General features: G+C 66.4%; 15 protein-coding genes, 1 tRNA gene and 1 pseudogene. 6 read left to right on the forward strand and 11 right to left on the reverse strand.

Features of this window, described 5'->3' with window-relative positions:
• The 6 genes from Vse01_RS27005 to Vse01_RS27030 form a co-directional block, all read right to left on the reverse strand.
• The coding region (locus tag Vse01_RS27005) for a P-loop nucleotide/nucleoside kinase family protein (RefSeq protein ID WP_204019268.1) at positions 1 to 189 on the reverse strand (189 nt) is incomplete at its 3' end.
• Positions 190 to 247: 58 nt separating this feature from the next.
• Positions 248 to 691 (reverse strand): hypothetical protein, encoded by a 444-nt coding sequence (locus Vse01_RS27010; RefSeq protein ID WP_093409690.1) that lies wholly within the window; start codon positions 689 to 691, stop codon positions 248 to 250.
• Positions 691 to 1,137 carry a hypothetical protein gene (locus Vse01_RS27015; protein WP_139233233.1) on the reverse strand — a complete coding sequence of 149 codons (447 nt, stop codon included), beginning with the start codon at positions 1,135 to 1,137 and terminating at the stop codon, positions 691 to 693. Before Vse01_RS27015 ends, Vse01_RS27010 begins: the two co-directional genes overlap by 1 nt.
• Positions 1,121 to 2,779, reverse strand: coding sequence for a P-loop NTPase family protein (locus tag Vse01_RS27020; protein ID WP_139233234.1), 1,659 nt, complete (start codon positions 2,777 to 2,779; stop codon positions 1,121 to 1,123). The genes Vse01_RS27015 and Vse01_RS27020 overlap by 17 nt, the downstream gene beginning before the upstream one ends.
• Positions 2,780 to 3,225: 446 nt before the next feature.
• Positions 3,226 to 4,428: a hypothetical protein gene (locus tag Vse01_RS27025; RefSeq protein WP_139233235.1), complete on the reverse strand. Its 1,203-nt coding sequence runs from the start codon at positions 4,426 to 4,428 to the stop codon at positions 3,226 to 3,228.
• A gap of 74 nt (positions 4,429 to 4,502) precedes the next feature.
• Positions 4,503 to 4,799 carry a hypothetical protein gene (locus Vse01_RS27030; RefSeq protein ID WP_093409703.1) on the reverse strand — a complete coding sequence of 99 codons (297 nt, stop codon included), beginning with the start codon at positions 4,797 to 4,799 and terminating at the stop codon, positions 4,503 to 4,505.
• Between the two features lie 105 nt (positions 4,800 to 4,904).
• Here Vse01_RS27030 and Vse01_RS27035 point away from each other — a divergent pair, with 105 nt between their 5' ends.
• Positions 4,905 to 5,657, forward strand: coding sequence for a hypothetical protein (locus tag Vse01_RS27035; protein WP_232511421.1), 753 nt, complete (start codon positions 4,905 to 4,907; stop codon positions 5,655 to 5,657).
• A gap of 189 nt (positions 5,658 to 5,846) precedes the next feature.
• On the opposite strand, the gene Vse01_RS27040 is transcribed toward Vse01_RS27035, so the two are convergent.
• The 3 genes from Vse01_RS27040 to Vse01_RS27050 form a co-directional block, all read right to left on the reverse strand.
• Positions 5,847 to 6,299, reverse strand: coding sequence for a SitI3 family protein (locus tag Vse01_RS27040; RefSeq protein ID WP_093409705.1), 453 nt, complete (start codon positions 6,297 to 6,299; stop codon positions 5,847 to 5,849).
• A 12-nt stretch (positions 6,300 to 6,311) separates the two neighbouring features.
• On the reverse strand, positions 6,312 to 6,692 hold the full coding sequence (locus Vse01_RS27045) for a CdiA C-terminal domain-containing protein (protein ID WP_093409708.1): 381 nt from the start codon (positions 6,690 to 6,692) through the stop codon (positions 6,312 to 6,314).
• A gap of 197 nt (positions 6,693 to 6,889) precedes the next feature.
• Entirely contained in the window at positions 6,890 to 7,420 is a 531-nt protein-coding gene (locus Vse01_RS27050; protein WP_093409710.1) for a DUF6244 family protein, read from the reverse strand.
• A 340-nt stretch (positions 7,421 to 7,760) separates the two neighbouring features.
• On the opposite strand from Vse01_RS27050, the gene Vse01_RS27055 reads away from it, so the two are divergent.
• The 5 genes and pseudogenes from Vse01_RS27055 (at position 7,761) to Vse01_RS27070 (ending at position 12,486) form a co-directional block, all read left to right on the forward strand.
• Entirely contained in the window at positions 7,761 to 8,741 is a 981-nt protein-coding gene (locus Vse01_RS27055; RefSeq protein ID WP_093409713.1) for an HNH endonuclease, read from the forward strand.
• Positions 8,742 to 9,071: 330 nt separating this feature from the next.
• The gene (locus Vse01_RS27060) at positions 9,072 to 11,345 is read left to right on the forward strand and encodes a GmrSD restriction endonuclease domain-containing protein (protein WP_093409716.1); all 2,274 of its coding nucleotides are present in this window, start codon (positions 9,072 to 9,074) and stop codon (positions 11,343 to 11,345) included.
• Between the two features lie 121 nt (positions 11,346 to 11,466).
• A complete protein-coding gene (locus tag Vse01_RS29675) occupies positions 11,467 to 11,589 on the forward strand; it encodes a hypothetical protein (protein ID WP_275415544.1) in 123 nt (40 codons plus the stop codon).
• A gap of 164 nt (positions 11,590 to 11,753) precedes the next feature.
• Positions 11,754 to 11,837, forward strand: a pseudogene (locus Vse01_RS29895) (hypothetical protein); the annotation flags it as partial.
• Between the two features lie 28 nt (positions 11,838 to 11,865).
• The gene (locus Vse01_RS27070) at positions 11,866 to 12,486 is read left to right on the forward strand and encodes an IS3 family transposase (RefSeq protein WP_093409718.1); all 621 of its coding nucleotides are present in this window, start codon (positions 11,866 to 11,868) and stop codon (positions 12,484 to 12,486) included.
• Positions 12,487 to 12,847: 361 nt separating this feature from the next.
• On the opposite strand, the gene Vse01_RS27075 is transcribed toward Vse01_RS27070, so the two are convergent.
• Together Vse01_RS27075 and Vse01_RS27080 are read right to left on the reverse strand one after the other, a co-directional pair.
• Positions 12,848 to 13,690 carry a tyrosine-type recombinase/integrase gene (locus Vse01_RS27075; RefSeq protein WP_093409721.1) on the reverse strand — a complete coding sequence of 281 codons (843 nt, stop codon included), beginning with the start codon at positions 13,688 to 13,690 and terminating at the stop codon, positions 12,848 to 12,850.
• A 113-nt stretch (positions 13,691 to 13,803) separates the two neighbouring features.
• Positions 13,804 to 13,877: transfer RNA gene (locus tag Vse01_RS27080), tRNA-Pro, on the reverse strand.
• Between the last annotated feature and the right edge of the window lie 13 nt (positions 13,878 to 13,890).

A 13,890-nucleotide genomic window follows, 5' to 3' on the forward strand; every position in this document is an offset into this window, starting at 1 on the left:
AATCTGGAGGAGCCGTCCCTCGATCACGTCCCCGGCCGAAGGCGGATTCTCGTGGCCGTAGAGGGCCTTCACCCACTCGTCCTTCGTCAGGCGCAGCGCATCCTGCTCGATCTCGATGTGCCGAGCGGCCGTGGTCTTTCCAGTGCAGGGGAGCCCCACGGTCAGGAACAGTGTCGGTTGCCCCACCATCACCCTCCGAACGGACGCACACGGCACACCTGTGCGAACGCGGTGCGCAGAGCGGAAATCATGAGATTGCGACCACCATGGTGCCCACCAGGTTGACCGCGATGCCCACGAGCGCGATCGGCGAGAGTCGCAGGAGTTTGCTTCGAAGGTATGTGTGCGGTGCCATGCCCAGCACCGCGCTGTCGACGAGCAGCACCACCATGACGACGGTGAGCACGATGGCCGCCACGGCCGGAGGCGAGAGTGAGTCCGGCAGGGCTAACACGACACCGACGGCGGTCAGCGTGATCGCGGGGATGGTCTGCACGACGTCCGCGGCGTACTCCAGGTAGGCGTCGATCTGCTCCGGTGCCAGGTAATCCGGGATCTGGTCCGGCGGGACGTCGGCATACGGGCGGGCCTCGGCGATCCAGGCCGTCACCTGCCGTTTGGCGCGCTTGACCAGCACCGGGCTGGCGAGGAACATGACGACCGCGGCCAGGAACGGGAGAACTTCGGCCATTACGGCGCGGATGGTCGCGTGTCGAGTTGGATGGTCAGGGGTGCGTCGAGCTCACCGGCACCCTTGTATCCGACACTTGCCCATGACACCGACACCTCCACGGACTCGTTGTCGCGCTTGTGTACCGCGACGAGTTGGCCGTCGGCCTGCTGTGTGCGGGCGACACGGCGTTTGCGCCGGCCGTCGAGATGCAGGGCGCCCGGAGCCCATTCCCCGCTGTCCACGTAGGCGACACCGTCGGTCACGCACCGCCCGCGGACCGTGACCCGGTACTGCAACGGCGAGTCGCTGACGACGACCACGCGATGGATCTCCCCGGACCCGTTGACCACGCAGGGCTCTGCCTCACACACGGCATACGTGTGGACCGTCAGCCAGCCGGGTCGGTTCACCGCCTCCGCACGGCACTTCTCGTCGGGCCCGGGCGCCTTACCCATCTTCGTCACTCTCCCGATCGTAGAAGCCATGCAGCGGCGACACGTCCAGCACCGCCGTGGCGACGTCCGGCGACGCGGTCCGGGCGGCGACGTCGGCCAGCTCCGGCCCGAACGGCCCGGCACTGACCACGCTAACGATGGCGTTCGGCTCGTCCGGCATCCGGTGGTACGCGAGGTCGACCAGCTGTAGGTCCACCCGCGCAAAGTCACACGCGGTGAGGTCGAACCGGGTCACGTAGGCGACGGTCTCGCGCGCAGGCCCGGTGTAGCGGTGTCCGTCGACCGTGATCGTGGCGTGCGCGTCGGACTCGCTGTCGGCCAAGCTTCGACAGAGGTCCAGGAACGCGGTGACGTCGACCCGGCTGGTCCAGCTGACCACGTTTCCGTCCGGCGAGGCGTCGTAGAGCACAACGTCATCCCGCACCTCGTACCGCAGTAGCCGACCGGCCGGCGAGGCTACGACCTCCCCCGACCGCGAGCTCCAGCGCAGGTCAGCGGACCGGTCATTGATCTCGGCGGCGAGGTGCCCCAGCCGCTCGCGGATGTCGGTCAGCTCGGCGTGCCGCTCCACGTCCACCGTGAGCTGGTCGAACAGGGCATCCGCGTCGTCGCGGAAACGGTCGAACGCCTTGCTAAGCACGTCGCGCAGCCGCGCCACCTGATGCTCCCACGACCTCGACAGCTCCTCCTTGATCGCGGCGCGACGGAAGAGGGCACCGACGACGAAGCCGGTGAGCGTCCCACTGCCAAACGAGGCGAGCGGAGGCCGCACCACTGGCGCGCTGACCAGCATCCGCTCGGACACATCGACGGGCGCGCGCGTCCTGAGCCGGGTCCACAGCTTTATCGACGCGGTGTCCGCGGCCGACGCCACGTCATCGAGGGCGGACCGGAACGCACCAACGAACGCTGCCTCCGCTGCGCCGGTGTGGAACAGCAGACGCGGCCCGGCGAGGTGTTCGCGTTGGAACGCGCGCCACGCCTCGTCGAACCTGCGATCGACCAGAGCCAACAACCGGGTCTGGGCAGTGTCGAAGTCATCGGCCGTCGACCGCCGGAGCCGGTCGACGTCTGAACGGCCCGTGATTCCGGCGGCAAGCCGGCGGCTCGCCGACTCATGAAGCATCACGATCGTCGAGGTCATCGACGACATCGCGCGGACGAGGGCGGCCAGTCGCCGCCGCCGAAGGGCAACAGTCATCGCCCGCTCGAACGTCCGGAACCCGGGCCGGCCCGGCTCCGCCGCCGCAACCGGGAACACCCATGACGCAGCGCCAGGTCCGTCCAGCGTCGTGACCTGCCTCCTCACCACCGTCGACACCTGCGCTACCCCGTCGGCGGCTGCCGAACCCACCGGAGACAGCACCACAAACGGCGGCTCCGACAGCATCACGGCCGCGCGCTGCAGGAACTGCACCTCGTCGTCCTTCAGAGGCCCATTCGCGTTCGTCATCAACACCACGAGATCGGCATCGGGGACCGTCTGTGCGAGCGGGCACGCGGTAATGACCACATCGGCACGTACCGGTATTCGTCCGACAAGCGCCTGGAACCGCCGCTCCGCGTCGGGCATGTCGGATCCGACAACAACCCTCACCCGATCGAGCGGCCGCTCGCGATAGGCATCACCGTCAAGCGCCGCCAGCCGCACGACGAGCCCCTCCACCTCACCGGCCGGATCCCCAGACCACGCAACGGACTTCACGCCGCCAGTCTCCGCGCGCCCAATGAATCGGTGGAATCCCCCGGACGGGCCGAAACATTCACCTCAGTACCCGGCGCATCCGACGCCAACGCTCTTTCCATCGTGCGGCCGTTCAGGCAGGTGGCGTCGGTTTCCTGGCGGTCGCCGGACCCGTACCGGTCTACCGCTCCCGCTTACGGACCCAGTTCCGCCAGGGTCTCGTGACTCATTCCGAGCTCACGGGCGACCTGGTTGATCGGCTGCCCCGACGAGTGCACCAGGTCAACCGCGTCACGCTGGAACTTTCCGTGTACTTCGATGGACAACACAACAGGGACACCCCTTCCTCTGAACCAACGTCCAGTCTGAGGGTCCAATCTCAGGGGGACAGTTCGGCGCTCCCTGTTCGTCTGTCAGCCCTGACGATCGTCCAGCAGCACTCGTTCGAGTTCCGCCCACTCTGGTCTGGGTGCTACGACTGGTCGGACGACCGTGAGAAGCCGTCCGTCGAGACAGACGTCGAGCCCTTCTTCAGCCTGCGCAAGCCTTCGTTTCACATCGACCCGGCGTCTAGGCCCTCCTGCCAGCACCCCGAGCAGAATCTCGTACCGTGCGTCGCCTAGTTGATCAGCAAATGCCCATGTTCCCCGAACCGGAATGCCACCCAGTGCCCACTCGGCTCCAGCCTCGGGGGCTGAATCATAGAGCCTGTTCATCACCTCCACGGCCTGCTCCTGCGGAGTACGTACACGCTCGGCCTCTTGCGCCAGCGCGGGCCAACCTGAGCGCCTGAACACTTCGTCCTCCAACTCCATTGCGTCCGCCTCGTCTGGTGGTCGACGTTGGGGCGAAGGCGGTCGCCTCGACCTGGGCAACTCTTCCCGTAGCGGAAAGCGCCATTCCTGCGCATCGTCCTGATCTTCGATGTGTTCCTCGAATGCCGGCACCTTCGCCAGGTCGTTATGCCAGCGGTGGTGGTTGGGGAGAAAGATGTCCACCGCCACTCCCGACGGCCCAATATAGAACCAGCTCATGAAGTACGGGTGATCGCTGTGGCTAGCGGACCAATTTGCAAGTTCCCGTAGCCGGTTCTTTTGCGAACTGAGCGGGTGGGTCGGGAGGAGTTGCTTTGCGGGACGATAGCGACCACGGGCCTCGCCCGCAACTGGCCCTTCAGGCAGATGGAACAGCAGGTCCGGGCGTACACCCTTGGCAGGATAATCTCGAAGCAACTGCATGGGGAGCGCATCGAAGTTGTGCAGATCGTGGACTCCCTGCCGCCAGGCAAAGATCACCTCACTCGCAGCGGTGAGCATTCCAAGACCGGAGCACTCGCTGACAAAGCCGCGTATGTGGCGCGAACTCGCGCCAAAGGCGCGATCATCGAGCCGCAGAGGATTCCCGACCCCTGGCGCGTCAAGGTAGCTGACGAGTAGACGCGCCTCAAGTTGCTTTGTCCTGTAGTCGAGAACCTTGCGCAGGTCGCACGCCATTGCATTGATGTGAACGAGGCGCGCAAGACCGACGGACAAGTCGCCTTGCCCGACGATGGTAGCCACAACTTCGGCATTCTGCTCCAGCCTGAATTGCCAGATTCTCGCCCTTACGGTATTCAACCTACGCCCTCCAGTGGTTCGCTCGTTGCATGGAGATGGCCGCGCTGTGCCGGCTGCCTCTCTCATGGTCACGATCAGCCGACCCTGATCTGCGCCGCCCGTAGCGAGTAGACGTGGTCAGTCAGCGGGTGGCTCAAACGGGCGGCGACCAGTCTGGCTCTGAACTCCTCGGGAGACAGGCCGTCTTCGGGTAGCGCGTGTTGCGCCGCTGCCAGCACGAGCCTGTCTCCGGCATACTCGCGCATGTTTCCTGGACCGTGGAAGACGCGGTTGCGGCCGAACCTGTCGGCATTCTGAAGGACTTCGATGACCGGTCCGATGCGGCTGGTATCGGCATGCACGGCAACGATGTCGCCTACCTTGAAGAGCACCGCACGCCCCCGACTCGCCCAGCGCGGCTGGCTCCGACCGCCGCCTCGCCCTATTCCCGAGAGCATAGGCACGCTTCGGCCTCTCCGGCCCGCACGTTCAGCCGTATGGAGATTGATCTGCGCCGAAGGAAGGAGGCCAAGGGGCGCTTGCCCGAACGACACGGCGAGGACGCGCACGTACAGTCGATCCCACTCGCCGGCCGGCGGTCGGAGTACGGGGAGGACGGTCAAATGAAGCCCAGAAGAGTGAGCCTGCTGGACCTCGGGTTGGATTCATCGTTCGACGCGGCGATGACTTTCGTGCAGTCGACACTGCAGAACATCAACGCCGGGTGCGAGGAACCCATCGCCGACATCGACTTCGTCCGATCGCGAAACCCCGACACGGTGCTCTCCGCCTTCACCGCATCATGCGACGTCCTGCACGTCATGGCGCACGGCGATCACACTGTTACGCCGACGTTCAGCAGCACGGACGGCAAGGTCGAAATCTCGTTGGAGCACCTGGGAGAAGTCGCGGCAGACCAAAGCAAGGGCATCTCCACGAGCGCCATCATCGCGGACGGCTGCAAGACCGGCACCGGCGTATGGCAGAAGGCGGTGCGGGACTGCCTTCAGGGAGAAGTGACCTACATCGGCACCTCCGCCGTCATCGGCTGGCACGAGAGCGGCGTCTTCTGCTCCGCGTTCTACGGTGCCCTCTTCCGCAACCGCGGCAGGGGCATGACACCGGCGGAGCAAGCCCGGGATGCCGCCGATCGCGCCATCCAGGCGTACACCTTGCTGACCGACAAGAACTGCCCGTTCAAGGTCATGACTTTGAAGCCGAGCCAGCGAGCACGTACACTGCTCGGCTAGTTCCGGCACCGCTGAGCTCTACAACACCTCGACGAACGCCGCCGCAGCGTCGGACTCGAGCCCTTCGACGAGCACGCCGACCAACTACGCCAGCACGACTCCGAAGACAACGACGGCGCCGACCGACTCCGAGCCGTGCCGAGGCGACAGCCACCGGCAGATGAGCCGCAATCCGGCACATATCGAAGGTTAGCCGATGAAGGACCGGTCGACATGGTAGTGGTGCCACCAGTCCGGGCGGTGGGTGCGGATGACGCCGTCGGTGCGGGTCAGCAGGAGGTAGTTGCCGTCCTGCACCAACGCCGCGTCCTCGTCACGGCCAGCGAGAACCCTTCCGACCGCCGCCACCATGTTGGGGATCCCCTTTGCGGCGATGTCGTCGGCGCGCATGGAGAAGGTGACGGACACGTACTTTGCGGGTTCCCATTCCCAGCGGGCCTCGCCGTCGGTTTCGGCCTCCCAGTAGCCGTTCGTTCCGGCGCGGACGGTGATGGCGTAGCCGCGTTGGTCGTACAGGCGGGCGGAGAGCAGGGCAGGGTTCGAGGTGGGGCGTGGGACTTCGCGGGGGTCGGCAGCGGTCAGGGCAGCTACCTCGGCGACGGGCGGGTCACCGGCCAGGACCAGGCGGAACTCCACGGCCATCAGGGCGCCCTCTCAGTCTCGCCGGACGATCTGACGGATCGTACCGTCGCGGGTGACCACCGCCAGTTCCTTCAGCCCGTCGATCGGCCAGTGGTCGAACTGACGCCGTAACGCCACCACGTCACCTTCCCAGTCCTTGAGGTTGAGCACCACCCGCTGGGTCTGCTCGTCGTCGATCTTCTCCCGGACCTGGCTCCACACGTTGCGCACCGATGTTCGGGCCTGCGGTGAGTAGCAGTCGAAGACGTGCCCTTCGATCAGATAGTCCGGGTCCTTGTCCGGGTTACCACGGTCGCCGGTGCGGTCACGGGCGTCGCCGACCTGCTGTCCTGTGGGATTCTGATGCACCCGGTAACCCTTGCCGGCGACGGTGTCGGCGCACTCGTTCTCCAACTCAAGAGCTCGTCGGGTGCTGTCGTCGGTCCTGGCGCCGACTCGGGTACGCGGACCCGTCGGCGTGCCGTTCTCGACCCCTGTGGCTGTTCTCCCCCACGCCGGAAGGTCGTTCTGTTGCTGCTCGGACGCGACGCGAGGCGTGTCGCCGCGGGTCTTGGGCGCGGGGCTGGCCGGTGTGGGAGGACCAGCCCCGATCAGTTTCCCGACGAACCCAATCCCCGCGCCTGCCCGATCGCCGCTTCCGCAGCCTGCTGCACCGCGCCACAACGCTGCACCACCAGCACCAGGACCTGCTTGACGCCGTCAAGAGACTGCAGAAGTGGGCCCGGCTGCCCGCCCCGCAGCACCGTACCGACGAGTTGCCGGGCCTGATTGACATGACCGATCGTCGCCGTTGTGGCTTCACGGGCACCGGCGATCGCCTGCTGCACCTGCGCCAACCCGGAGATGGTCTCCTGCGGAGTGGCAGCCTCCCGAGGCACACTCGCGGCAGCGGTAGCCGCCTCACCCACCGTCCCAGCGGCCCCACCCAGCCCCGCCTGAACAGCGGAAATCGAGGCACGAACCCGCGCCATCCCCGCCGCGACCGCCGCGAACCCCGCACCCACAGCCCGGGCAGCGACCTGCTGAACCTGATGATCAGCCGCCGCGGTGAGACTCTGCGCCCGCTCCAGACCCGCAGTCACCGCCCGCAACTCGCCAGCGATCTCCTCCACACTCGACACGAATCAACCACCCCCAACCGAGAACCGACTCCGAACCCAGCAACCTACCCGGCAACACCACTCCCGGCGATAGACCGCCATCGAGTTACCCGCCGCAGCCATGCCGCCTCTTTCCGCTTCAGACTGGCCGAGCCAGTACGAACTTTCAGCACCGGGATGCCGACAGCGAAGGTCGGGCTTGGGGCTACATGTTGAACCAGCTCACCAGGGCCGGTCAGCTCGCGCCATCGGAGCACCACACACGGGTCCGTCTCCCCGCGGGCGCAGCCAAAGTGGACATCCGGATCGCACGCCGACGATCTACGCTGAGGGCTGATGACTCGGGCGTGCGGGAGGGTGAATGCCTACGGCGGCGGACCATCTCGCGATCACCCCGTCCGCAGCCCGTGCCCAATGGCGCTCGATCGTCGTACGCCCATGGGCGATCGAGGGCCGTCGGCAAGTCGCCTTCACCCCGGTGGAGACGCTGCGGTGCTTGGCCGCGAGCCTGCTGGTCGACCACCGCCGCTATGGCGGGTCGACGGCGCACCGTGCCGACGAGCCGGTCCCCGGCCTGGCCCAGCTGTTCAAACGTCCCAACAGCAGCATCCTGGCGAAGATGGCCAATCTCGATGGCAGCCGCCGCAACGGTGCCCGACACGAGGTGGAGGTCGCCGCCCGCCTGCTCGGCGGTCAGGACGAGCTGGCATCCGTGTATCGGATCATCGTGCGAGCGGCCCGCGACGTCGGCGTCACGGCCGAGAACCTGCCCGACTTTCTGTACCTGGAGCACGACGACGCGCCGCTGATCCTGCTCGGCCAGGACGAGCTGAGGACCAGCGACATCGTCGACGCCGTCCAGACGGAGCACCCTGGGGTCACCGACCACATGACCGAACTACTCCTGATCGCCGCAGCGCGTGTCGGGCAACATCGCTTCGCCTGCGACGTACTACGCAATCACGCACACCGCTGCGTGTTCTGCGGCCTGTCAGTGACCGTCGACGACCGACGGGCCCCGCGGATGCTCGTCGCCTCTCACATCAAGCCGTGGCGAAACAGCAGCCCGCGCGAACGCCTCGACGTCGCCAACGGCCTCACTGCCTGCCCGACACACGACGTCGCGTTCGACACCGGTCTGCTCACCGTCAACGGCGGACTGCGCATCCACATCCACACCGACCTGCACCGCAAGATCGACAACGACCCAGCCCTACACGCCGCGTTCGGCCGGCCACCCCTGGCCGAACGCCTCCTCCTGCCCGCTGACGCCCTGCCGCCCCAGCGCGGCGTCGGCCATGCCGAGACCCGCCCGCAGCACCGGCACGCACGAACGACTTGAGCGAGTTGTTCTGCAACCGCCGCGCAAGCATCGGCAGAGTCGGATTTCAGAGCGACGCTGGCACAGTCAACAAGGCTACTTGTCGCGGCGTCATCCACGACCTCCCCTGAACCGGCAGCAAACGGCCTATCGATCATAGGGACAGGGTCATCGAGCTGGGCTCCCGTATGCGGCTTTGTGGCCTTCCACTTTCGCCGCTACCGAACTCCGAGAATCCTCGGGTCGCAGCGGAGATTCGGGGCACTTGACGCCGGATGGCGCGTGGTAGAAGTAGTTGCCAACGCGACGCTTCGTATGCGCGATCGCCCATCCGCCCGAGGAGCACCGGCTGTGCCGCCCACTTTGTACCGTGACACCGGGTATTCGCTGAATCACCTGATCGAGGACATCAAGGTCGGACGGATCGGCCTCCCGGATATTCAGCGCCCCTTCGTCTGGTCGGCCGCCAAGACTCGGGACCTGTTCGACTCGATGTACCGCGGCTACCCCATCGGGACGCTGATGTTCTGGGAGACCGGCGCGGAGGTCGGTACCCGCCAGATCGGCATGGAGTCCGCCGGCCGGTCGCCGCAACTCCTCATCGTTGACGGCCAGCAGCGGCTGACGTCGCTGTTTGCCGTGCTCACCGGCCGGCCGGTGCTGACCAAATCGTTCGAGCAGCGTCGCATCCGCATCGCCTTCCGACCGGAAGATCAGACCTTCGAGGTGACAGACGCCGCCATCGAGCGCGATGCGCACTTCATCCCCGACATCACCACGCTCTGGTCCAGCGGCTACAAGACCACTGTGCGCCAGTTCTTCGACCGGCTGGACCAAGCGGCCGACGAGAGCCTGTCGGACGCCTACAAGGACGACCTCGAGGAACGCATTGACCGCGTGCGTGATCTACGCGAGTTCCGGTTCCAGGTGGTTGAGCTGGGCGCCTCGGCGAACGAGGAGCAGGTCGCCGAGATCTTTGTCAGGATCAACTCCGAGGGCGTACAGCTCAACCAGTCGGACTTCATCCTCACCCTCATGTCCGTGCACTGGGAGAAGGGACGTCGGCAGCTAGAAGACTTCAGCCGCGCTGCCGTCGACCCGACGGTCACCGGGCCCAGTCCGCGCAATCCGTTCCTCGATCCCAGTCCGGACCAGCTGTTGCGGGTTGCCGTCGCGGTTGCCTTCCGCCGCGCCCGTCTGCAGCACGTCTACAACATCCTGCGCGGCAAGGACCTTGAGACCGGCCGGGTCAGCGCGGAGCGGCGCCAGCAGCAGTTCGAGCGGCTTGCCGCAGCGCAGGAGAAGGCGCTCGACCTGACCAGTTGGCACGAGTTCCTCAAGTGCGTGGCCACTGCGGGCTTCCGCAGCCGTAAGATGATCACGTCGGACAACGCGTTGCTGTTCAGCTATTCGCTCTGGCTGATCGGCCGTCACGACTTCGGCCTGGACGCGTCGGCCCTGCGCCCGATCATCGCTCGTTGGTTCTTCATGGCACACACCACTGGCCGCTACACCAGTTCGCCGGAGTCGCAGCTCGAATCCGATCTCGGGCGGATTGCAGGCCTCGCGACCAGCGACGGACCCGCCTTCGTCGCGGAACTCGACCGCATCGTCACCGCCAACTTCACCGGGGATTACTGGGACATTTCATTGCCGAACCGGCTCGACACGTCGTCGTCTCGATCCCCCGTGCTCTTTGCATATCTCGCCGCGCTGAACATCCTCGACGCCGAGGTGCTCTTCAGTGACCTTCGCGTCAAAGATCTACTGGATCCCTCTGGTTCGGCCCCACGGTCCGTCGAACGTGACCGCCTGTTCCATCGCAAGCACCTCGAGTCACTCGGCATCTCCGGGACGCGGCAGATCAACGCGATCGCGAACATGGCGTACGTCGAATGGCCGCCAGCTGAGCGGAACAACGCTGACGCCCCGCGCGACTACCTGCCCCGCATCGCGGAGGCGATCGATCCGGAGACCCTGGCTCGACAGTCCCGCTGGCACGCGCTTCCGGTGGGTTGGGAGCAACTGGACTACCCGACCTTCCTCGAGCGTCGCCGCCAGCTCATCGCCCGAGTCGTCCGGGACGCCTTCAACACCCTCGCTGGCGAGCGCAAGCGGTACGTAGCGACGACCGCCGAGGATCTCATCGCCGCAGGCGAATCCCAGACGACGGAATTCAAGTCCAGCGCCCGATGGAACCCCCATACCAGCCAGTACGACCCGAAGCTCGGGCACATCCTCGTCAAGACGGTATGCGGATTCCTCAACGCCGAGGGCGGCGTCCTGCTCATCGGCGTCGAGGACGACGGCCAGGTCCTCGGCATCGAGGGCGACCTCACTACGCTCGGAACGAAGCCGAACACCGACGGCTACGAGCTGTTTCTCCGGCAGCTACTCGACGACAATCTTTCCGCCCCGACCGCCTCGACCGTACGCATCCGGTTTCCCCAGGTCGAGGAAAAGACGATCTGCCAGGTCAGCGTCGCAGCGTCAGGCCGACCCATCTTCGCCAAACCGGCCAAGGGCGGCCCCAGCGCGTCGGATCTCTGGGTACGCGTAGGCAACGCAACCAAACAACTCCACGGCGACGACCTCATCAAGTACCAGGAGGAACACTGGGGATGAGGCCCTTCTACAGCTCCATCAAACGTTGAGATAACCGACCCTGGCGAACCTGCTGGTCGAGTCGCCTACCGCCTTCGCTGCCTGATGGTGCAGCTTGCCTGTTTCTGCTCATTGACCACCGGTGGGCTCCCCCCTGAGATGTGGACACATCGCCCGGTTGCGGCGTGAGGTGGCTGAGTTGCGGCAGGAGAAGGAGATCCTGCGTAAGGCGGCCGCCTATTTCGCGAAGGAGATGGATCGGTGACCAGCCGCTTCCGGTTCATCTCCACCCACCGCGTCACCTTCGGCGTCAAGCGGCTGTGCCGGATCCTGGCGGTCTCCCGCTCCGGGTTCTACCGCTGGAGCGCCAGCGAGCCGGCCCGGCAGGCTCGCGCCGCCGACGAGGACACCCTCGCCGAGCAGATCACCGTGGTCCACGCCCACTCCGGTGGCGCCTACGGGTCGCCGCGGGTGACCGCCGAGCTGCGCTGTCAGAGCGTGCGGGTCAACCGCAAGCGGGTCGAGCGGATCATGCGACAGCGTGACGTGGTGGGCCGGCATCTGCGCCGCCGCAAACGCACCACGATCCCCGACCCAGGCGCCCCGCCGGTGCCGGACCCTGATCGGCCGCGACTTCACCGCCGCCGCACCGGACCAGCGATGGTGCGGCGACATCACCTACCTACGCGTCAGGACCGGCTGGTTGTTCCTGGCGACGGTCATCGACATCGCCACCCGCCGACTGGTCGGCTGGTCGATCAACACCCACATGCGCACCGGCCTGGTCATCGACGCTCTCGACGCCGCCGTCGCCGCTCGTGGCGGCCGGGTCGACGGGGTGATCTTCCACGCGGACAGGGGCACCCAATACAGCAGTGGCGCCTTCGCCGACGCCTGCCGCCGCCACGGCGTGCGCCGCTCGATGGGGCGGACCGGCTCGTCGTACGACAACGCCCTGGCAGAGACGTTCTTCGCCACACTCAAACGTGAACTCGACGTCGACCGACGTCGTTGGGCCACCGTGACCGACGCCCGCCGCGACGTGTTCCGGTGGATCGCCTTCTACAACCACCGCCGACGCCACTGCGCGCTGGACTATCTCAGTCCCGCCGACTACGAACAGACCCTCACACCGACTACGCTGCACCAGATCGCGGCATAACCCGGTGTCCACATCCCGGGGGGAACCTCACCGGTGCCGGCTCGGGGCAAGCCCGATCCGGACACTGACCTGCGCCACCTTGGCCAGAAATCCTGGCGGGAGTGCTGCAACGCCGTGACGCGGTGTGCTCCCGGTCCAAAATCGCGAACAGGGCGGGGTCAGTACGTCGGCGGCCTTGCTGTAGTCGGGCCGGGTCCAGCACCGGGTACCGCTGGCCTCACGATCAGCCTGCCCGGCAAACGATGACCGCGCTCGCAGAACCCACCGGACGCTTGGCAACCGCCCGGCAAGGACGCCAAGAAGAAAGTGGAAGATCCCGATGCCCCTGGCGACCAAATCGGGCTCGCTGGTAGTAGCATCCTCAACCGGTGTCGCCGCCGGCGCGTTTCCACTCGTGGGCGAAGCTGTGCCGCCACCGGTGGGCGTGCACGTCCGCCACGCCGGCCGCGGCGCCCAGCCGTTTGGGCAGGATTTTGATGCCGTTTGGCGTCAAGGCTGCGGTGCCTCGTTCGGCCAGCCACAGGTGTGGCAGGGCGGCGCCCTTGTGCTTGTCCCGGGCCCGCAGATACCGCGACAGCGCCCGGGCCGTCTTGGGCCCGAACCGCACCCGCCGGTCCTTGGCGCCCTTGCCGTGGAAACGCACCGACTCCGTGTGCAGGTCCACGTCGTCGACCAGAAGGTTGCCGACCTCCGACAGGCGGGCGCCGGTGTTGCAGTACACCCGGATCAACGCCTCGTCGCGCAGGTTCGCGAAGCCTTTGCCCTTGCAGGCGTCGAGAAGCTTGCTGGTGTCCTCGTCGCGCATGACCGGGATCAGCTTGCGGGGTGTCTTCGGCTGCCGCACCCGCTGCATCGGCGACCGGTCGATGGCCTCCTCGTCGAGGAGCAGCCACTTGAAGAACTGCTGCAACCCTTTCTGCTTGTTCACCGCCGTCGACGCGGACCTGGTCTCGATCATCCAACCCTGGAATGCCTCCACATGCGCCCGCGTCACCGCGCACGGATCCTCCGCCGCAGCGGCGGCGTCCGGATCCGGCGACTGCTCTGCCAGATACCGGCCCAGCTGCGCGGCGGCGAGGAGGTAGTTGTAGCGGGTGGTCTCCGGATAGTTCCCGGCCCGCAGGGACCGGTCCCAGTCGCGGAGGAACCCGGCCCAGGTCCGGGAGAGCCCGACGGTGAGTTTCTGAAGATCCAGTAGTGGCATGACAACCTGCCCGAGTCAAGGAGTCCAACAGCGGCGCGCTAGACCAGGCATCCATGCCAAGCAATGAAAAGAGGGCTCCCGCAAGTCGCTGACCTGCGGAAACCCTCTCGCTGTCGGGACGGCCGGATTCGAACCGACGACCCCTTGACCCCCAGTCAAGTGCGCTACCAAGCTGCGCCACGTCCCGATTGCCACCACAG

Source organism: Micromonospora sediminimaris, from assembly GCF_016863575.1.
GTDB classification, from domain to species: Bacteria; Actinomycetota; Actinomycetes; order Mycobacteriales; family Micromonosporaceae; genus Micromonospora; species Micromonospora sediminimaris.